We start from the raw sequence: 20,760 nt of genomic DNA, 5'->3' as shown, positions 1-20,760 counted from the left end.
TTTAAAAACCAACATTAAGGGTGAACATGATTGTACGGGCCGATGGATAAGTAAATCCGGCAGAACCATCATTATTGCTACCCGAATCGTAAGAGCTTGATTCTGGATCTACACCGTAATATTTTGTCCACAACCATAAATTATTTCCGGTAACGGATAATGAAGCATTTTTGATTGATTTTGCCGGCAACCAATTTTCAGGTAAGTTATAGGTTAAACTTGCCGAACGTAAACGTACCCATGAGGCATCGCTTACAAAAGGCTCAGAAACATTACGGTAATAAATGCGGTAATATCCTTCACCATAATCAACCCCGTCAGGGCCAATTCTCTGCCCCATATATACTGGTTTAGTATTCGGTTGCCCATTGGCCAAAACGCCATCAAACACTTTTACCGTTCTTCTGTCTGTAGTGTAATCAGGTAAACCGAAAGCGGTATAAAAATCTTCTAACCAGTTGTATTTTTCAAATCCTAAACGGGCATCAAACAATACATTTAAGCTGAAATTTTTGTATTTGAAGGTATTGCCCATACCAATAATATAGTTCGGTTGCGAATTACCCAACAGTTTTTGCTTTCCGCCAGAAATACTCGGAAATCCATTTGCACCAATTAACAAGGGCAGATTTTTATCAAGAACGATCGGATCTTCGGGCGTAGTTCCATAATAACGGTTAAAATAACTTCCGTAAATATTGCCGTATGGTTGTCCTTGGATCAGTTTCATGGATACCCCGGCATTTCCATATCCTCTTGCGGCACCATACACAATTTCTGATATCCCATTAGGCATAGTCAGCACCCTGTTCCTGTTTGCCGAAAAGTTTACATTTAAATCCCACCTGAAATCTTTTGATACAATTGGTTTACCGTTCAGCACGAGCTCAACTCCCCTGTTTCTAATATCGCCCGCATTGATTGATTTGGTTACATAACCCACGGCCGATGAAATCTGCGTTTGAATAATCTGATCTTTACTTAAGGAGTAATAATAAGTGAAATCAAAGCCTAAGCGGTTTTTAAGAAACGACATTTCTAACCCAGCCTCATAAGTATTGGTAAACTCAGGCCGAAGATCGGGATTACCCAGATTTGGTGCTATTGTTAAACCACCTGTTCCTGTTGGTAGCTGAATATAGGGCGAATACCCGGTAAAGGTAGAATATTCTGAAGCATCCTTTCCGATTCTTGCATAAGATAAACGCAACTTGGCCTGACTGATTACCGCAGGCAATTTAAACTGATCAGAAAACACATAACTTAAACTTGCTGAGGGATAGAAAAATGACCTGCTTGCTTTTGGCAGCGTTGAAGTGATATCATTCCGGCCTGTTAAGGTTAAGAAAAGGTAATTTTTGTAATCAAAAGTAGCTTCTCCAAAATAACCGATCAATCTTTTTTGTTTCAGGGTTTGCGATGGTGTAAGTACACCTGCATTGGCTAAGTTAAAGAAATTGTAAACACCTAGGATACTGCCCAGAGTACCGATCTCCTTGGATTTACGATCGTAAAGTTCTTGTCCGAGTCTTAATGTACCGGTAATATCATCAGTTAATTTCGAGGTTAATGTAGCAACAAAAGTACTGTTGATCGTTCTAAATTTGGTATTGTACTCGCCATAAAAACCCTGTAAATTATCGTACATGGCTTCGGTGGCATACATTGGGCCACGGGCAGTGCGCACACGGTTATCGGTATAAGTATCAATCCCTAAACGGTAAGAAAAATTAAGCCACTTTGTTGGTTCATAACTCAGGCTAGTACCACCGATAAACCGGTTTACATCACCTTTAAGCCTGTTATTTGCTGTTCCCCATATTGGGTTGTTTGTACCAATATATTTTTGCGAACCATCCGGATTCTGATAATCTGCAACATCGTAACGTGGTGACCAATAGGCCAAAGTTTCACCAAAACGGTCAGCACTGTAGGTATAGCCACCAGAATTGGTAAAATTCATATTTACAGAGGCCTTAAATTTAGGACTAATGGTAAAATCTGTATTTAAGCGGCCCGAAAAGTTTTTGTTATCGGTATTTGGCATCATCCCTTTTTGGTACAGCTGCGAAATTGAAGAGAAAAATTTAATGGCATCACTTCCTCCGGTAACCGAAATTGAGTTTTTAACCTGCTGTCCCGTACCAAATGCACGGTCGTAATTGTTAAATAACTGATCGGGATGTGTTGGGTCAATCAGTTTAGCTTCGGCAATGGTTGGGCCCCATGCCGGGCCAATACCTCCAGGCGGGTTCGTATATACGCCTAAAACGCCCTGGGTATATTCTGTTTGTACATCTGGCGATTTCAAGACTTCATCAAAACCATAACTGCTGTTAAAATTAACGCTGACGCCATTCTGCTTGCCTCTTTTGGTAGTAATTACCACCACGCCATTTGCGCCCCGCAAACCATAAAGGGCAGTTGCGGCACCTCCCTTTAATATATTAATGGTTTCTATATCTTCAGGATTTACATCTGAAGCCCTGTTGGTTACGCCCCTTGATCCATAAGCGGTTCCATCAGGATTTGCACCAACTGTAGAGGTAGAATTGTCTATCTGTACCCCATCAATAACATACAAAGGATCGCCAGAAATATTAGGATCAATGGAGTTTACTCCCCTGATCCGGATACTGGCTCCCTGGCCAGGGCCACCACCTGTACTTGATATGGTTGCCCCTGCAATTTTACCTTGCAAGGCATTTACCAAGTTAGACTGATGGTTGTAATTAAGATCTTCGGATTTTACAGACTGCGCGGCATAACCAAGTGATTTGGCCTGACGTGTAATGCCTAGAGCGGTTGAAATGGTAACTTCCTGTAGATCCTGAGCATCTGAAGCCAAAACTGCGTTAATTGTTGTTTTACTGCCAACAGTAATTTCTTGCGTTTTATATCCCAAAAGGCTAATTACAATTACTGCATTTGGAGCGGGCACCTGAATGGTAAAACCACCGTTCCCATCGGTTGAGGTACCTGTGGAAGTTCCCTTGATTTTAATACTTGCACCAGGTAACGGACCCCGGTCATCAGCGGAAGTTATTTTCCCTGTTACTGTTTTTACCTGTGCCAGTGCGGAAAGACCAGTAAGTAGTATGCACAGAAAAAAAAGTGAGGTAAAGATTTTTCTCATATCTCGATTATTTAGGTTAAGGATGTGTTAGCAATTGCAATATAAGATTTTCAGAAACAAGAACACGCAACAAAACGCGAGCAATGAAGCTATTTTTAGTACAATTTTTGATACAAAAATGCAATCTCCCGCAAAAACGCGCATAAATTAACAGTTAATGACGCAAATAACCATTGAATTTAATTCTTGTAGTAAAAATTAGGAAGATATTTAATTGCTTATTTAAATTATTATTGTTTAAGTTAAATAACCACCTCATGTTAAACAAAAAAGTCTTCCCAGGTTACCGGAAAGACTTATAATATATATGTTGATTGGGTTTTTACTGTTGAACACCGCCAATACCACCACCTTGCTGCTGTTGATCTTGCTTCACATCGTCGTTTTTAATCTTTTTCTTCTCTGTAAACTTAAGTTTACCGAATGAATAACTAAAGTTAACACCGAATGAACGTAGTGGATAATAAATATTAGCACTTTGGTAAATCGTACCTGTTGCATTTATCGCATTGTTTACTGTTTTTATATGTAAATCTTTAGTGAACGGATTTAGCACATTAAGACCAATACTTCCCTTTTTCTTTAAAATATCTTTCTTGATAGATCCCCCATAGATATAGAATGGATCTGTTGAACCTTGATAGGTACGTCTTTTCGAGGTGATCACATTAAAAAGCTCAAAATTGTAGCCTTTGCCAAAACCATAAGCAGAGCGTATAAACCAGTTGAAATTAAAATATGTACCGGTATTGATATTGGTTTGGGTATTAGTTACTGAATAAGTATTTCCAGCAAAATTTGTCATCAGGGTCCATTTTGGTTTAATGTTGTACGATGCGAAAAGATTGAAGCCATAGGTTTCTGCTGTACCAACATTGATATATGAGGTTAAGGTTTTGTCAACCAATTGATTTGTTGTCGGATTTAACTCTTGAATTGGAGAGATAGAACTTTCGATAACTCCACCTGTACGGCGATAAAAAACTGATGCGTTGATAACAGATCCCTTGATAAATGTTGAATATCCAAGCTCTAGATTATCACTTAACTCTGGGCTTAACTGCGGATTTCCCTGCTGAACATTAAACAAATCACTCGTATTTCTGAATGGGTTTAAGTAAGATTGAGTAGGCCTCTGTACCCTGCGGTTATAGCTCAATTTAAGGGTTGTACTACCTTTTAGGGTTCTAGATACAATTACACTGGGAAACAGATTGAAGTAATCATTTTTTTGAATTCCACTGCTTTGGGTATTGAAATCTATTTGAGTGTATTCGGCTCTTAATCCACCCTTAACTTGTAGTTTCTTGGTTAAATTGAAGCTGATTACACCATAACCTGCTCCAACATTTTGGTTATATTCGAAATCTTGTGCAGAAACATCAAACTGGCTTTTAATATCTCTGAAAATACCTTTAGCCCCAACCTCTAAAACTACAGCCTTACTAAATGGATAAGTGTAATCGGTTTGAGCTGTGTATTCATTATTCTTACCTGTATTATTACTAGTCAGCGTTTGCCCGGTTATGGCACCATCAGGAATGAATGTATTACTAAAACTTGTTGGGGTACGGCCTGTTGAAAGCTGTGCAGAAATTGAAAACTCCTCTCCTTCCTTTTTGCTGGTTTTACGGTAATCTACGTTCCAATCCATATTACTAAACGTCATATCCATGTCGCTAATATTGGTTGCTTTCAAATTATTGATAGTATATTCAGATGAACCTGGACCCCCATTAGAAAAGTTATTTAATTTAACTGTTGTACTAATGTTATTGTAAGCGTTAAAGTCATAATCTAAACCTAAACTTCCATTGTAACCATTGCGACTCCATTTAGAAACACCATTCTGTACTCGGTTGTCGGTAGTTCCATCCTTGAATATGGTATTGGTTACAAACGATGTTCTTGAATCTTGGGCGTAAGCCAAGTTTGTACCTAAACTGGTATTTACACTCAAACGACCTGTTTTTGCGGTTAGATTAAATGCTCCGTTATTTTGACGCGTTCCTGCCGCAGCACTTACACTTCCTGAAACGCCTTGAGCACTAGATTTTTTAGTGATAATATTAATAATACCGCCAGAACCTTCCGCATCGTATTTAGCAGATGGGCTTGTAATTACCTCTACGCTTTTAATTTGTTCAGCAGGAATCATCTTTAATGCATCAGCTACGCTACTTGCCATCGTACCAGATGGTTTACCATTAATTAAAACCCTTACTGCGGCACCACGAAGTTGAATGTTTCCCGTAGGATCTACTGAAAGCATGGGCACTTTACGCATTACATCTGTAGCATCGCCACCTGCGTTTGTACCATCAGCTTCTGCATTGTAAACCATTCTATCGATTTTATTTTCAATAACCGCTTTTGTTCCTTCAATCTGAACATCGGCCAAAGTATTTTCCGATCCTGAAATATAAATTGTGCCAATGTTGTTATCAGGTTTTGCCGGAGTTGTGGTAACCAGAACAGATTTTGTTTTGTAACCCATAAAACCGATCATTAGTTTATAAGAATCCGGCGATACGTTTTGCAGGCTTAGTTTACCTTTTTCATCGGTTACTCCGCCATTTACAGATTTATTATCTTTTGCAGTAACCAAAGAGACTGTGGCATAGTCAATTGGTTTTTTGGTTAATGAATCAAGTATGGTGGCAGTAATACGTCCGGTAACTGTAGATTTTTTTGGTCCTCCACCAAAGCCGCCCGGAAATTGGGCCTGTGCAGTGAAAAATAGTCCAAGGATAAAGGTTAATAGTAGAAGTCTTTTCATGTTAAAAGTTAGTCTTTTGTAATTAGTCTACGCAAATTGCATTTTGTTACAATTATACGCTATACTTTTTACACCAACCCTATCAATTAGTCGGCAAACAATGCCGATTAGTCGGTAAATGAAATTTTTCCATTTAATCATTAACAATCTAGGAGCGTGAAGAGACAATTTATTGTGATTCAAACCTCGCAGGTTTTCGAAACCTGCGAGGTTTATGTGCTTAAACGACAGACATTAATCCTTAACTCAATTACGGAATGTGAATGGTAATTACTATAAATTAAGATTTTAAACTAAAAACATCCTGCTAAGCACTTCAAATTTTCTTACCTGGCAATATTGTTCGGGCGGGAATAAACCATTTGCATTACATTAATATTCCTCATGGCAAATGCTGCTTCACAATAGTTAAGGTAATAATTCCATTTGCGGATAAAAGTATCATCAAAACCTAAGGCCTTTACTTTATCAATGTTTTTATTAAATTCAAGAAACCACAAATGTAATGTACGGGCATAATCCAAACCCATATCTTTTAAATCAACAAGGGTTAAATCGCCTGTTTCATTAATGGCTTTATTCATGGCTGCAACAGAAGGTAAAAGTGAGCCAGGGAAAATATGTTTTTGAATCCAGTCTACACCGTTCCGCAACTTATCGTATCTGCAATCGGGCGAAGTGATTACCTGAAAAGCAAATATCCCATCGGGCTTTAAAAGATCCTGACATTTTTCGAAATAGGTTTCCAAATATTGGTGACCAACAGCCTCAAGCATTTCTATGGAAACAATTTTATCAAATGTGCCTTCAATTTTACGGTAATCCTGAATAATAATAGAAACTTTATCGGCCAGGCCTTCGGCATTTACACGCGCTATGGCCAATTTTTGTTGCTCTTTAGAGATGGTTACCGAAGTAACTTTACAACCATAATTTTTCGCTAAAAATATTGCATTTCCACCCCAACCGCTTCCTATTTCCAAAACATGATCAGTAGCTTTAATTTTGAGCTGTTTTGCCAAACGGTCATATTTGGCATATTGAGATTCTTCTAAACTTAAATCTTCAGGATTAAAATAACCACTGGAGTAAGTCATGGTTTTATCCAGAAAAGTGGCAAAAAAATCATTGTTCAGGTCGTAATGCTCTGAAATATTTTTTTGTGATCCCGCCAGGGTATTTGCGCGGCGTACGTGGTAAATTTTATTAACCCATTTAAAAAGATTCAGCGCAACCGATTTTACTTTACTTCCGGTAATGGAAGGTGCGTTTTCGATGTTCAGGATTACCCATTTAATTACATTGGTAATGTTTGTGGTATCCCATAAACCAGCGGTATACCCTTCGCCAAAACCGATGTCGCCGTAAAGCGCAATAGATTTAAAAAAATCAGCATGATTAACCTGAATATGTGCTTCAATTTTATGTTCGCCGTTCCCAAAAACCAAAGTTTCGCCGCCTGGCATCGAAAGTTCTAATTTCCCCAATGTCATTTTAGAAAGTGCATTGAGCACAACTCTTTCAAAAAAGCCTGTTGATGTTCTGGTAGCGGTAAGCGTATTCATAATCTTCGATCTATTTAATTTGAGGTTTATAGGGTTTATATACGTTGCGTTGCAGCTCAGGGTTTTCGGCTTTTGGATGAAATGGTATTTTTTTTAACCAGAGTTTGAAAGCCTGCCAATGAATCATACCCATAATCTGCAGCGGAATAAAGGGTATAGAGAAAAAATACCGCAACATATTGGCGTTGGTTAATGCTTTCTTTTCTCCCTTTAAGGTACTGATAAAAAATAGATTGCCGTTCTTATCCAGATCATCAATTTTGATATCGAGGGTATTGGATGGTACTTTTAGTTTAAAATCGAAAGCATCATCGTGATCTATAAAGGGCGAAACATAAAAATATTTTGTTGTAATTTTTTTAAAAGTATTTTCCTTCAATTCATCTTTTCCAAAGAAAAAAAGTTTCATTTCGCGGTAAGTATTGCTTATTTCGGCTACGCAACAAACCGGATTTTCTTCCTCATCAAAACAATAATAGAAAGAAACAGGATTAAAATTATAGCCTAGAACATTAAGATTGGTTAATAATTTAATGTTAAGCCGGGTGCCATCTACACCGTTTTCTTTTAAATAATCTTCCAAGTGCTGGCGGGTGTTTTTGCTCTGGTCTGGATTTTCTTTTGGCAACTGGAGGTGTTCTGCATCCCTGAAAGAAAACAAGTTAAATCTGTTCCTGCTGAACCAACGCAATTTTTGGCTAAGCAAATCCAATTCATCTAAATCAATGTAAAACATATATACACTATACCAAAAAGAATGTTTTTTGGGTGCCAGGCGATGGTGCATTACCTTTGCGGTGTAGATGTTTGAGTTGATTTGCATTAATATTACAATTTACATTTTTTTTTGGTTGTTATTCTATCGATTCATCATCTTGATTGGAACGCAGCAGAATGGAGAGATCGATCTTAACAGATTTATAGACTACATTGCGCTGAGCTAAAAATAACGGCAACTTTAAAAGAGATCTGCAATTAAAGCCCCATACATAAATCAACTGCGCTTTTATAGGCATCCTCGTGGAAACCGTACTTAAAATAACTGCCGCAATAATATACAGGCCCTGTTTCATTCAGCTTGTGTAATTGCTCCTGCGCCTGCATGGCCGGAACATCAAATAAAGGATGGTGGTAATCGATTTCCTTAATAATTTTCTCAGCATTTAATGTTGATGTAGGATTTATGGAAACAAAATAATTCTGTTTTTTAGATACACCCTGTAAACTGTTCATCCAATAAATGGTACTTGGCAACAGCTTTTCTCCCTGTTTTTCTACGCGATAATTCCAGCTGCTCCAGGCCAGCCTGGCTGCGGGCATTTGCTTTTCATCGGTATGCACTACAGCTTTGTTTAGCTGGTATTTAAATTTAGAAAGCAGTTCTGTTTCTAAAGCTGTTTTATCTTTTACAATTTCAAATGTTTCATCTGCATGGCTGGCCATAATTACCTTATCAAATTCGAACCGCTCCTCATTATTATTTATTACTTCAACTTTCCCATTATCCAAACGTTTTACAGAAACGATTTTAGTATTGATTTTGATTCTATCCCGAAAAGGGGCAATCAGTTTTTCGCGGTAGGCCTGACTTCCATTTTGGAGCGTATACCATTGATGCTGAGTATCTAAGCCTAAAAAGCCATGATTTTTAAAAAAGCGAATCAGCGTAATTGCAGGGAAATCAAGAATCTGTTCCATCGGGGCACTCCAAACCGCAGCACTCATCGGAATGAGGTATTGCCAGAGCATATCATCACTATAGCCAAATTCTTTAAAAAACCTGCCTATAGAATAATCCTGATATTCGGGTTTATCCAATATTTCTACACTTTGTTTATTGAAACGGTTAATCTGCATCAGCATTTTCAGGTAGGAAATATTAAAAATATTTTTCCGCTGGGCAAAAAGATGGTTTAAACTCGAGCCACTATATTCTAACTTTTTTGGCAGGAACTGCACACTGAACGACATATCTGTTTTTATAACAGGGGCATCGATCTCTGCAAACATTTCGGTTAAATTTGGATAGGTTTGATAGTTAAAAACCATAAAACCACTATCCAGGTAAATGGGCTTACCATCTTCTTCGAGTGTGATGGTATTGGTATGCCCTCCAATATAATCGGCTTCTTCGAAAAGGGTAATATCGTATTTATGTTGCAGCTTATGGGCACAACCCATGCCAGCTATTCCTGAGCCTATAATGGCAAGTTTTTGCATTTTGATGAAATTGGATTAATCGTCATGCTGAATTTAGTTCAGCATCTGTTATAAAGCCCCTGCATTAAGTTCAGGGATGACGCAGCTTGTTAAACTTTATTAAATAAATAATGGCACACCATCCATTCGTTACCTTTATTGTAATTAAACAATTCGGCGCACGACATATAAAATAACCTCCAGTACACCCACCACCTCACAGCCTGATCTTTGCCATAAGTATCTTCTAATATGGGCATAATTTCTTTTTTATGTTTATCCATATTGCTTAACCAGGCTTCAGAAGTTTTGCCATAATTGGTTCCATTTACCACCCAATGTTTATCTATTTTTAGATCGTCATTGAAGTAAAAAAACAAATGGTTAGATGGCATAATCCCACCCGTAAAAAAGTATTTACTCATCCAGTCGGTTTCATCAATTACCTCAAATTTATAGGCCAAAGTTTTGTGCGTAAAAATGTGCACGAACAATTTCCCATCTGGTTTTAGAAATGAAGCCACTTTGTTGAGCAAAAATTTATAATTGCGCATATGTTCAAACATCTCTACTGAAACTATCCTGTCAAATGTATCAGCAATGGTAAAGGTGTTCATATCGGCCGTCAAAACCGTTAGGTTCTGAATGCCACGCTGCTTTGCCGTTTCATCGATAAAAATCTTTTGCGTAGCTGAATTTGATACCACGGTAAACGTGCTTTCGGGAAATTTTGCCGACATATAAAGGGAGAGTGATCCCCAGCCACAGCCTAGTTCCAAAACGTTTTGCCCATGCTGTAAATCGGCTCTTTTGCAGGTTAAAGCCAACATGTCGTCTTCTGAGGTATCGATATCTTTTACCCCAGGTTTCCAATAACCACTGCTATATTTTAGGTTTTTGCCCAAACAATACTGAAAGAATTTGGTAGGCAATTCATAGTGCTGCTCATTTGCATCGGCTGTATTTACTGCAATTGGCGATTGTTTTAGCTCTGCAACCAGATCCATAAATTTTTCCTGTTGCAATTCTTCATCACCCAGGGTTTCATCGTCCAAACGCTGTTTACATAATTTTCTAATGCCGATACGCAATGCTGTATCCGGAAGTTTGTCGTTTTCTAAAAGTTTATCGTACCACATAATAAGGTAGAGGGTTGTAAGGTAAAGGGTTTTGAGTCGTCAGTCCGAAAGCCGGATTACGATGCTATTGGTTATACGCAATTTGCTCGTGAGCAGATTGGTTGTTATTTTACTTTAATGACGTCGAAAGATCAATTAGGCTTCCAACTTAGGTTTTCCACTTCTAACTATTCCTTTTTAAACCAGGGAAAAAAAGCACTTGTTGTTTGTTGGTATTTTTTATAAGCTACAGGTTTGCTCCGCAAATTTTGTTCTTCATTATTGGGAACACCGGTAACTTTGGTTAATAAATATAAAATAATTGCCGGACTGATGATGGCCAAGATGCCCCAAGGGGAAGCCATTGCAAAAATAAAATAGGCCATCCAGGTTAACCATTCAAAGAAATAGTTGGGATGGCGGCTATAATACCAGAGCCCTGTATCGCAAACTTTGCCTTTATTGCCCGGATCTTTTTTAAAGGCAGCAAGTTGCCTGTCGGCGATCATTTCACCAAAGAAACCAACAGCCCAAACTACTGCGCCAGCAAATTCTAAAATGGAAATTCCTTGCGATGTATTTGCGGTAATGATAAAAAAGGGAATAGCCAGAATAACATTTGAAATGGCCTGAAACTGGAAAAACACAAAGAAATTGCGGTCTGCTTTATCGCCCCATTCTTTACGGAGTTGCTCGTATCGGCCTTCCTCTTCATCCAAATGGCCTATAACACGTTGCCAAAGGTGAATGCCAAGTCTGAGTTCTGCAAGTAAAAACATTCCGCAGATTAAAATTTTGCGTGGATCAAATCCGTCTGACATGAAAAAAGTAATCAACGTAATTACAGGGAAATTCAACGCCCAAAACACATCCACTACTCCGGCATTTTTGATCTTCTTCGCCCATAACCAAACCATAGCCATAATAAAACAGCAGGAAATTAAAGAAATGAGCGCGATGAAAAGTAGATGTTTGTAATCCATAAAAAGGTTTAGGGTTTAGGGCATAAGGTTTAAGGAAATGGATGCTGCTTTAGATTTTATCTTCAGCCATACACCTTTGCCTTCTACCTTTTTACCAGCAATTCTTTAACACCTTCGCCATCCTTCAATTTAAACAAATAAACTAAAACATAAGCTAAAGTTGCAATACTGCCTAAACATACGAACAAAATTGTTATAGAGATTTTAAGAATAATGCTTTTTTCTTTGTAAAACATCCAAAGGGTGATAATGAAGATGTTAGCATAAAAATCCCATAAGGTGGCGCGCATCCACGGAATACTGCCTAAAAAATCCCACTGATCAAAAAGGTTGCTTTCTAACGAAGTGCTAATCACCTTATAACACATAAAAACAAACAGTGCCGAGAAAATAATTTTAAGAAAGTTGATCATAAAGGGGGACTTTAATTTTATTTATAATTTGGCATATATACGGTAAGGTAGTTAAAAAAGATTTATTTTAATTTGCTAAAAGCTGTCTGCAGGGTGTGCGAGCGGAAGGCAGCCCATAATAAGGTGAAGTTCAGATATTGATGGTTCAAAAAGAACTAAAAGAGTTGTCAAATTAATAACGCTGTTGCTAGAAAGTTGACAACGCTGAAATGAATATTTATTTCTTGGTGGTAAAAAATATGTGTCACTAAGAGTGCCAACTTTAATAACACGGTTGCTAGGAAGTTGACAACTCTGAAAGAAAATAACTATAGATATATTTTGTGAACGATTTGGGCATGCCCCAAGCTACGCAACGTATAGCCCTCATGCGAAAAGAAAACCTTTGTTCCTTTATTTCTTGGTGGTAAAAAGACAAATGGCCTTTAACGATACACCATGGAGACTTTACTAAAAGACTTGTCAAATTAATTGCGTGGTTGCTAGAAATTTGACAACTCTGAAATAGTATTATAATAATAAAATTTTGTAAAGGATTTGGGCATGCCACAAGCTGCGCAAGGGTCGGGCTATACGTTGCAATATTTTTTGATGAAGAATCAAAAAAGGATTTCCACTGCTATCCCTCATGCGAAAAAAGGAAACCTTTGTTCCTTTATTTCTTGGTGGTAAAAAATATGTGGCGCTAAGAGTTGTCAACTTTAATGACACGGTTGCTAGAAAGTTGACAACTCTGAAATGAATAATTGTTTCTGGTGGTAAAAATAAGTGGCGTTTAATAATAAAAAACAAATGGTCTGTGGGGACACAGACCATGGAGATTTTACTATTTATTTCTTGGTGGTAAAAATATGTGGCGCTAAGAGTTGTCAACTTTAATGACACGGTTGCTAGAAAGTTGACAACTCTGAAATAGTATTATAATAATAAAATTTTGTGAACGATTTGGGCATGCCCCAAGCTGCGCAAGGGTCGGGCTATACGTTGCAATCTTTTTTGATGAAGAATCAAAAAAGGATTTCCACTGCGATCCCTCATGCGGGAAAAAGGAAACCTGTGCCTTTGTTCTAGGCGGTAAAAAACAAATGGTCTGTGGTAACACAGACCATGGTGATTTACTAAAAGAGTTGACAAAGGAATGTTTTTTTGCTGAGATTTTTCTTCAGCTTTTGCGTTAAATTTTTCTAATCTTAATGATTCTCATCCAATGCAATACTTTCATTACCGGATAGGTTGGGTCGAACTCCCACCATTTTGTAGCGAAATTAGGGCTATTTGGTTTTTTGTGGTGATTATTTTGAAAAAGCTCACCCATTAATAAGAAATCCCATGGCAATGAATTTTTACTGTGGTCGTCGTTATCGTGGTTAGAATAGCCATATTTATGTCCACACCAGTTTACAATCGCACCATGTAACGGCCCCATTAAAAAGTGAACAGGCAATAAGATATACATCCACCAATAATTGGCAAAAGCAACATAAAAACCGATATAAAACAAGCCACAAGCAATTCTCCAGGCCCATGAGTTCCCGATTCTATCAACAACCGGCCATTCTGGATAATTGCCTTGAAAAGCTGGCTCCGGTTGTATTTTAAATTGCAAATAATTCATATACATGTTCTTCGTTGCGATCATCATCCCGAAAACATCCTTAAAAAAATGTGGTGAATGCGGATCTTTTTCAGTGTCGCTATACGCGTGGTGCATTCTATGCAGAATGGCATATGCGCGTGGGTTTAAAAATGAAGAACCTTGCGAAATCAGTAATATCAGGTAGAAAAACCGTTCCCAGAAAAGCTCCATCTTAAACATCTTATGAGATGAGTAACGGTGAAGAAAAAAGGTTTGGCTAAATAAGGATAAAAACCAATGGCAAAGAAAAAATATGAGGATAATCATGTATAATGTGTATGCTGTATAAACGGAATTTGAGGGCGTTTAGTTTCTGAATGTGGAGAAAACCACTTTAAGTTGAGCATTTAGATAAAAAGAAGAGGCCATATTATAACATAGTTTTATTATGTTGAGCTGTGGAAAAACCTGTTTTAATACGCTTTAACGCATTTAGACAATCTGTTCCGAGTTATCTTATCAAACAATGTGAAGCAATTGGTCTAAAATTGCCTTTTATGCTACAACCTCTTCTTTTTTTAATTATTTATTATCTACCGAAATCATCTTGAACGCGAACAATATCACTTTCATCTGATGGGTTGGAAGCATCTGTATGTTGCCAAATTTCTGCTACAACTCCCCAATCTTCCAAACCAATTAAACGGTGGCGTTCGCCTTGTTGTAGTTTAATCTGATCTTTTGGCGCATATTTTTTTACTTCGCCTTCTTCATCAGTTTGGCTGGTTTTAATGCCAACGGTACCGGTTACTACCTGCCATATTTCGGCTCTACGGTGGTGATATTGCCACGAAAGGCGTGTATTTGGCGCAACTATTAAAATTTTCGGACTTAATTTACCACCAATTTTAAGGTCTTCTACATTTAATCCATCAAAATAAGTATCGGCAAATTGTTGTGCCTGAGCTTCGTCTATTACAAAGAAACCACCCCAAGGACGGGTTTCATCGCGGTTTACTACATTGAAACCTTCAATTTTTAAACGTTGTGCAACGCTTTCGAATATTTCTTTTTTGTCGTTTGTCATTGATAAAATATTTGTTTTCTAATGATTGTCGAGGTGCATAGGCGTTATTAAATGGCCTATGTGGTTCTATAATTGCCGCAAAAATAAGCCTAATAAATTAAAAAAGCCCCTTCGGGCTCTTTATTTTTTACAGCACAATTGATTAATCTAATCAAAACAATCTCCATAGGCACTAAACGATGTAAAATTGCTGATAATAATTGTTGATTGGGTTTTTATCCGTTTAAGCTTTTACTATGTTTGATTAACAAAAAATCCCTTTCATGATCCAAAAACTAAGTATCTGCTTATTGTTCTCGCTAATTTTTATTCAAAATATAACGGCAAAAGTTTACCACATCAGTACTGAGCAAGAATTTAAAGCCATTAAATCTGTTTTGCTTGCGGGGGATGAAGTGATCATCAAAAGCGGAAATTATACTAACTGGGCCTTAACAATAAGTGCTAAAGGAACTTCAGCCAAGCCAATTTTAATTTCTGCTGAGAAGCTTGGAATGGTTGTTTTTTCAGGAGATGTAGCAAAACCAATATTTGAGATTTCAGGAGAATACATATTCATTAGGGGCATTAGCTTTAAAAACTGCATATTGAGCAAAAATGCTACGCTGATTGAACTCAAGGCAACCAAGTATTGCAAAGTATCTGGCTGCAGTTTTTCTGGCAATAAAGTGAGCGCACAGTTTACGCCTTTGGTTGTTATCTCTGGTAAGGGCAGCGGCAATAGCATTAACCATTCAAGCTTTATTTCCAACATCGATAATCAGGATGTGCAAGTGAAAATCACCAAAGATGCTTACCCTAAATTTACACTTATAGAAAACAACCTTTTCAAAGATAAAAACAAAGTGAGCTGGCCAAACGGCAACGGGGGCGAATGTATTCAGGTTGGTCAGGATCCTGTGTTATTGGGGAACCAACGTCCGGAAACGCTGGTACAAAAAAACAGATTTATCCATTGCAACGCAGAAAATGAGGTAATTAGCAATAAAAGTAGCGGCAATAAATACCTTAATAATTATTTTGAAGATAACGATGGCGAACTCGTTATGCGTGGAGGACACGATTGTACCATTGCCCATAACACATTTAAAGGTGGTACAGGTGGCATCCGGGTTAATGGTACCGGCCATCAGATTATCAATAACAAATTGGATGACATTCAAACGGCTATCAGACTGATGTATGGCATGGCAAAAGGTAAGGATGAAATTGGTTTTTACATCGCGGCGAGTGATTGTAAGATTAAGGGCAATATGATAACTAATGCCACAACCGGAATGTTGATTGGTGATAGCAAGGATGCAGACTGGACAGGTAAATTTGATACAAGAAGGTATCCATCCTCAGTAATGCAAAATATTGCTCCTTTTGATAATGATATAAGGGCAAATAACTTTAAAAATGTAAAGAATGAGGTGGTGAAAATGTAAAGTTTAGCACCGTTACAGTGAATTTATTTCATTGCTAGCATAGCAGGAGAAGATGCTCAAATAAAGGAGTTAATCTATACAATCTGCAAAAAACTGTCATCTCAAGTGAAGTGCAACGTAGCCGGAAAATCTAAAAGATAGACCTCAGCATTCCGCTATGCTTCAATCGAGATGACAGCCATACATCAAGATTCTTTAGCTTTTAATCCATTATCACTACTGAATCTTATTTACCACTAAATCATCAAAGTAAATGTAGCTGGTTTGGCTTGAACCCCATACTGCAACATCTTTTCCTCCTCTAAAGTTATGAAAGGATAACCTGTTGATCAGTCGCTGCGCATCGTTTGTGGTCCAACGGATAGCCTGATCCAGTACAGTTGTTCCATTGATGATTACCTGTACCTGACCATTTTTATTGGATCCGGTGTTGCTTTTTACATAAAGGTGAACAGTGTAGGTATCACCTTTAACCAAACTGCCTGAAGATGGGTAAGATTTGCCAAAGGTATCGCCGCAAGGGCCCGCCATATCTCTATGGTAAACATAAGGTTGAAAAAACACACGGCTACCGGTATTGTACCACATTAAACGCAAACTGCCGCCGTTACCATCGCTGGCAATATCGCATCCGGTATTTCCCTCTCCAATGAGGAAACCGAAGCCAACTTTCCCTCCCCTGCTCCAATCGAACTGGCTATGGAAACGTACTTTAAATGTTGCTTCGTAGGCCGAACCATCTGATATATCTGCACCAGCGATTAAACCGTTAGAAACTGAATTAGGAGCAAGAGTAGCCCTGGCCCAGTTACCTGAAATATAAGCGCGGCTTTCGTTCCAGCCTGTTAAGCTTGCTCCACCAAAATCGGCACTGGCCTCGCCGTAGGTATAAGCACCATCGGCATGGGTAAAACCCGTATTAATGTTGCTTGGGTAAGCAGCAGCAGCCGCTAATGTATTGTTGGCTGCACTGATTTTTTCAGGTGAGGTAATACTTTCTGAAGTGGCTTTAGCAGATTCATCTTTTTGGCAACTGTAAATGGTTAGCGAAAATATAAGCAATACAGACGCAATAAAATGCGTAGAATTCATTTTTTGACTCATGTTAGTTTTAGTTAAGATTTAAATTTGGTTAGATTTTTTGCGAGCGCAACTTACTATCCTTGATAGCATGTTACAGGTTTGAAAGTCAGTCTTTTTATTTTTTTTTGGTTAGCTATTATCTGATAAACTAACTTAGTCAAAAAGGTATTTTCAAACAGACTTGCTTTATCTTAAAAACGGTAAAAACCTATTTCTCTACTTGTTACAACGATTGAAATAATGCTGGTTAAACATCATATTTTTACACATTTATTGTAATGATTCAACTGCGTGACTTTTAAGGTTACAATTCACAATTACCTTTTTGTAATCGTTCACTTCAATTTCTCCATTAATGAGTTTAACCAATAGAGTAACAGCCTGCTCGCCAAGTGATTCAGGATTTTCTTCTATAGATGCAATTGGAGGGGAACTGAGGTAAGCAATTATGGGATCGTTGCCAAAGCCGATACATTCGAGTTTTTTGTAATGAGGATGCGCTATTGAACGCAAAAACTTAATGGTATCAAACAGCAGCTTTTCTTTAAAAGCAACTAATGCAGTTGGTCCGTTTTCTAAATTGCTAAAGAGGCCTTTAATGGCCAAAAGTGTGTTTTCATCATCAAAATCAGTATATGCTACATGCTCAGCATTAAAAGGAATGGCATTATCTTTAAGTGCATTGATGTATCCGGAAAAACGATCGTGACTGAAATTAACCATCTTCGGACCACCAAGATAGGCCACTTTTTTATGCCCTCTGTTAATTAAGTATTCGGTAGCCATATAACAGCCTTGATGGGTATTGCCCAATACCTTGTGGCAATTGAGATTAAAACTTGGATTTCGGGTGTAATAAACAACAGGAATACCAATTTTCTCGAATTGATCAAGATGTGAAAAATCTGAGGTTTGTTTGGAAATGGCAACGATTAATCCATCTACCCTTGAGCCCAAAAGCGTTGCCGCAGCCCTTACTTCCATCTCAAAATTATCATGCGATTGGCTGATGATAATGTTATATCCATTGGCGGTGGCCAACTGCTCCATGCCATAAATGCTCCGGGTAAAAAAGTGGTCGGACAGATTGGGCAATATGATGCCGATAATACGCGATTTCCTATCTCTTAGTCTGAGAGCAGAAATATCAGGAGTAAAATTTAATCTTGCTGCCAGTTCTTTTACACGCAGTTTGGTACTCTCCTTAATTCTCGGATAATCTTTTAACGATTTAGAAACGGTAGAGATGGATAACTTTAATTCTTTTGCAATTAATTTTAATGTAACAGGTTTATTTTCCATAGGTGAGGGAGCTTAAGCGTTACAAGGTGTTTAGCGGTTAGCGATAAACGAAGCGATTAATGGCCGGAGCAGCGAGCAACTGCCCCGGTACATCAATTAACAACAACACTAAGCGGATATCATAACATGAAATTGCTGTTATATAATTCATAAAATAAATCACGTTTCATGATGACATTTTATTTATTTAATTTTTTACCCTATTGGATTTTATCTAAAGCGGGCACGTTATTTTCATAACCAGTATAACCTTTATTTTGATTGATCCGGCCTTCGGTATTAAAGCGTTGTGCCGCCGCGGGTACAGGCCAAAGTACATGGTAAGGAGATATTTTAAAGTTTACCCCCAATACGGTTGGCACTTTGTTGCGGTAAAAATCATTTTTCTCCATAATTCTGTCGTAAAAGAAATTATTATCCGAAAATGCTGCCATAGTATACGTTTTACCATTGTATGCCGCTTTACCTGTTTGTGCAAAAATATAGGCAATACGTGTAAGCTCCGTTTTACGGGGTTCTTCATAGTATAATTCCCGCGCGCGTTCATCGAGTATTGTCCCGATGTTAATTGCCGAAGCATCGGTTAACAACGCGGCATTGGCCCTTGATCTTACCTGGTTTATATCGGCCATAGCCAAAGCCAAATTACCCTTCCAATAGTAAGCCTCGGCTCTTAACAGATAGGTTTCGGCCAAACGGAAAATATACCAGTCTGTATTGGTACCACGCGGTGGGGTCCAGTATTTATCAACGGCAAGTGCATTTGTAGAGTTGATAAAGGTTTTATAATGCGGCCAACCAAAAAAGTGGCGGATGGTATCTAAACCTTTATTTAAAAACATGTTGTTTACATTTGCAGGCGTTACATCAACCAGAGGTTTACCGTATAATGCCTTTTCGGATGGATTGTTAGATGATTTAAGTGCGGGATTGTTGTAAACTAGATCGGTCATGTTCATCCACATTCCTGGTGCATGGCGATAATCAGTATTGTCTGTCCAGATATTTTTAGTGCTGTAAGCGGTGCCACGGTAACGGCCAATTCCTCTACCGTACATTAAGGTAAGTGGTATTTCTACATTAACTCCATCAACAATGGCTTGTGTAATGCCTGATGGGGTTTTTAAATTGGCAAAATGCCATGCGGGTACACAGTTACGCATTACCTGCGAACCAAGATCGGTGGCACCGGCAAGGGTTTCTCTATCAATGGTTAAAAAAAGTGCTTCCCGATTTGCAGGAATGGCTTTGTTATCCATGCGATGCAAATCCCAAACCACATTTTTAGTGGCATCGTTAGCGGTGCTTCCGAAACGGTTACGCATTAAACTGTAGGTACCGCTATTGATTACGGTATTGGCAGAAGTAATGGCAGCATCAAAATCGCCCAGCGCAAGGTTTACCTTGGTTAATAAATGGCTACAGGCACCTTTGGTTACATCTCCTCTATCTACGTTGTCTTTTAACCATTTTTCGGCAAACAACAGGTCTTCCTGCATCTTTTTAAGGATTACTTCGCGTTTGGTTGAATAATAATCAAGCTTTGCTGCTGTAATATCTTTCAAGTTCAGGGGCACATCGCCAAACTGGTGCACCAAGCGGTAATAATAATATGCCCGGTAAAAATAGGCCGCACTGAGAATGGCATTTCTTTCGGCCTCATCTTTATAGGTTACATTATCGATATAGGTAATAACCGTATTTGCCATGCGTACGCCTCTAAAACCCTCTGTCCAGTAAAATCCAATTCGGTTAAAATCCGGATTATCAAGATTGGCATCCGGCGTAATGCGGGTATCCATATCCTGGGCCTGTGTGGTTTTATCAGTTGTTCCATCTACGGCCACTTCTGAGAAAATTGATTCGGTAACAATTGGTGCCATATCTCCGGTAAACTCGCGCCTTACGTTGGCTCCTATACCTGCTATAGCAGCTTTCATGGCCGCCACACTGGTTAGGGCAGTTTGAGGTTCCAGTTGTGATAATAACTCTGAATCAAGTCTTGATTTTTTACATCCATTTGCCGATAACAGAATGGCCAGGGCAACAAATGGAATTATTTTTTTATATGTGATTTTCATCTTCGTCG

At 38.3% G+C, this 20,760-nt stretch carries 14 protein-coding genes; 1 reads left to right on the top strand and 13 read right to left on the bottom strand.

All coding sequences use genetic code 11. The annotated features are described in order from the left end of the window. Window position 1 precedes the first annotated feature (1 nt). The 10 genes from ACZZZW_RS07520 to ACZZZW_RS07475 all read right to left on the bottom strand — a co-directional run bounded on the left by ACZZZW_RS07520 (window position 2) and on the right by ACZZZW_RS07475 (window position 14,856). Complete coding sequence (locus ACZZZW_RS07520; protein ID WP_463492762.1) at window positions 2-3,136, bottom strand: SusC/RagA family TonB-linked outer membrane protein; 3,135 nt, start codon at window positions 3,134-3,136, stop codon at window positions 2-4. Between the two features lie 322 nt (window positions 3,137-3,458). Further along, on the bottom strand, window positions 3,459-5,915 hold the full coding sequence (locus ACZZZW_RS07515; RefSeq protein WP_463492761.1) for a TonB-dependent receptor: 2,457 nt from the start codon (window positions 5,913-5,915) through the stop codon (window positions 3,459-3,461). 326 nt (window positions 5,916-6,241) lie between these two features. Further along, entirely contained in the window at window positions 6,242-7,480 is a 1,239-nt protein-coding gene (locus ACZZZW_RS07510; protein ID WP_463492760.1) for a class I SAM-dependent methyltransferase, read from the bottom strand. A 10-nt stretch (window positions 7,481-7,490) separates the two neighbouring features. Further along, window positions 7,491-8,303, bottom strand: coding sequence for a DUF1365 domain-containing protein (locus ACZZZW_RS07505; RefSeq protein ID WP_463492759.1), 813 nt, complete (start codon window positions 8,301-8,303; stop codon window positions 7,491-7,493). 152 nt (window positions 8,304-8,455) lie between these two features. Then, window positions 8,456-9,700, bottom strand: a complete 1,245-nt coding sequence (locus tag ACZZZW_RS07500) for an NAD(P)/FAD-dependent oxidoreductase (RefSeq protein ID WP_463492758.1) — start codon at window positions 9,698-9,700, stop codon at window positions 8,456-8,458. 89 nt (window positions 9,701-9,789) lie between these two features. Beyond that, window positions 9,790-10,818, bottom strand: a complete 1,029-nt coding sequence (locus ACZZZW_RS07495; RefSeq protein ID WP_463492757.1) for an SAM-dependent methyltransferase — start codon at window positions 10,816-10,818, stop codon at window positions 9,790-9,792. A 167-nt stretch (window positions 10,819-10,985) separates the two neighbouring features. After that, window positions 10,986-11,780 (bottom strand): DUF1295 domain-containing protein, encoded by a 795-nt coding sequence (locus ACZZZW_RS07490; RefSeq protein WP_463492756.1) that lies wholly within the window; start codon window positions 11,778-11,780, stop codon window positions 10,986-10,988. Between the two features lie 83 nt (window positions 11,781-11,863). Next, window positions 11,864-12,193 carry a DUF1475 family protein gene (locus ACZZZW_RS07485; protein WP_463492755.1) on the bottom strand — a complete coding sequence of 110 codons (330 nt, stop codon included), beginning with the start codon at window positions 12,191-12,193 and terminating at the stop codon, window positions 11,864-11,866. Window positions 12,194-13,367: 1,174 nt separating this feature from the next. Beyond that, a complete protein-coding gene (locus tag ACZZZW_RS07480) occupies window positions 13,368-14,096 on the bottom strand; it encodes an acyl-CoA desaturase (RefSeq protein ID WP_463492754.1) in 729 nt (242 codons plus the stop codon). A 262-nt stretch (window positions 14,097-14,358) separates the two neighbouring features. Further along, window positions 14,359-14,856, bottom strand: a complete 498-nt coding sequence (locus ACZZZW_RS07475) for a cupin domain-containing protein (RefSeq protein WP_025142534.1) — start codon at window positions 14,854-14,856, stop codon at window positions 14,359-14,361. Between the two features lie 263 nt (window positions 14,857-15,119). On the opposite strand from ACZZZW_RS07475, the gene ACZZZW_RS07470 reads away from it, so the two are divergent. Further along, a complete protein-coding gene (locus ACZZZW_RS07470; protein WP_463492753.1) occupies window positions 15,120-16,286 on the top strand; it encodes a chondroitinase-B domain-containing protein in 1,167 nt (388 codons plus the stop codon). 216 nt (window positions 16,287-16,502) lie between these two features. Here the strand turns inward: ACZZZW_RS07470 and ACZZZW_RS07465 are convergent, their stop codons facing one another. The 3 genes from ACZZZW_RS07465 to ACZZZW_RS07455 all read right to left on the bottom strand — a co-directional run bounded on the left by ACZZZW_RS07465 (window position 16,503) and on the right by ACZZZW_RS07455 (window position 20,752). Next, the gene (locus tag ACZZZW_RS07465) at window positions 16,503-17,390 is read right to left on the bottom strand and encodes a polysaccharide lyase (protein ID WP_463492752.1); all 888 of its coding nucleotides are present in this window, start codon (window positions 17,388-17,390) and stop codon (window positions 16,503-16,505) included. Window positions 17,391-17,639: 249 nt separating this feature from the next. Beyond that, complete coding sequence (locus tag ACZZZW_RS07460; protein ID WP_463492751.1) at window positions 17,640-18,671, bottom strand: LacI family DNA-binding transcriptional regulator; 1,032 nt, start codon at window positions 18,669-18,671, stop codon at window positions 17,640-17,642. A 200-nt stretch (window positions 18,672-18,871) separates the two neighbouring features. Further along, a complete protein-coding gene (locus ACZZZW_RS07455; RefSeq protein WP_463492750.1) occupies window positions 18,872-20,752 on the bottom strand; it encodes a RagB/SusD family nutrient uptake outer membrane protein in 1,881 nt (626 codons plus the stop codon). Window positions 20,753-20,760 lie beyond the last annotated feature (8 nt).

The sequence above is a fragment of the Pedobacter sp. AC379 genome (assembly GCF_979258145.1).
This window is presented reverse-complemented; position numbering and strand designations above follow the sequence as displayed.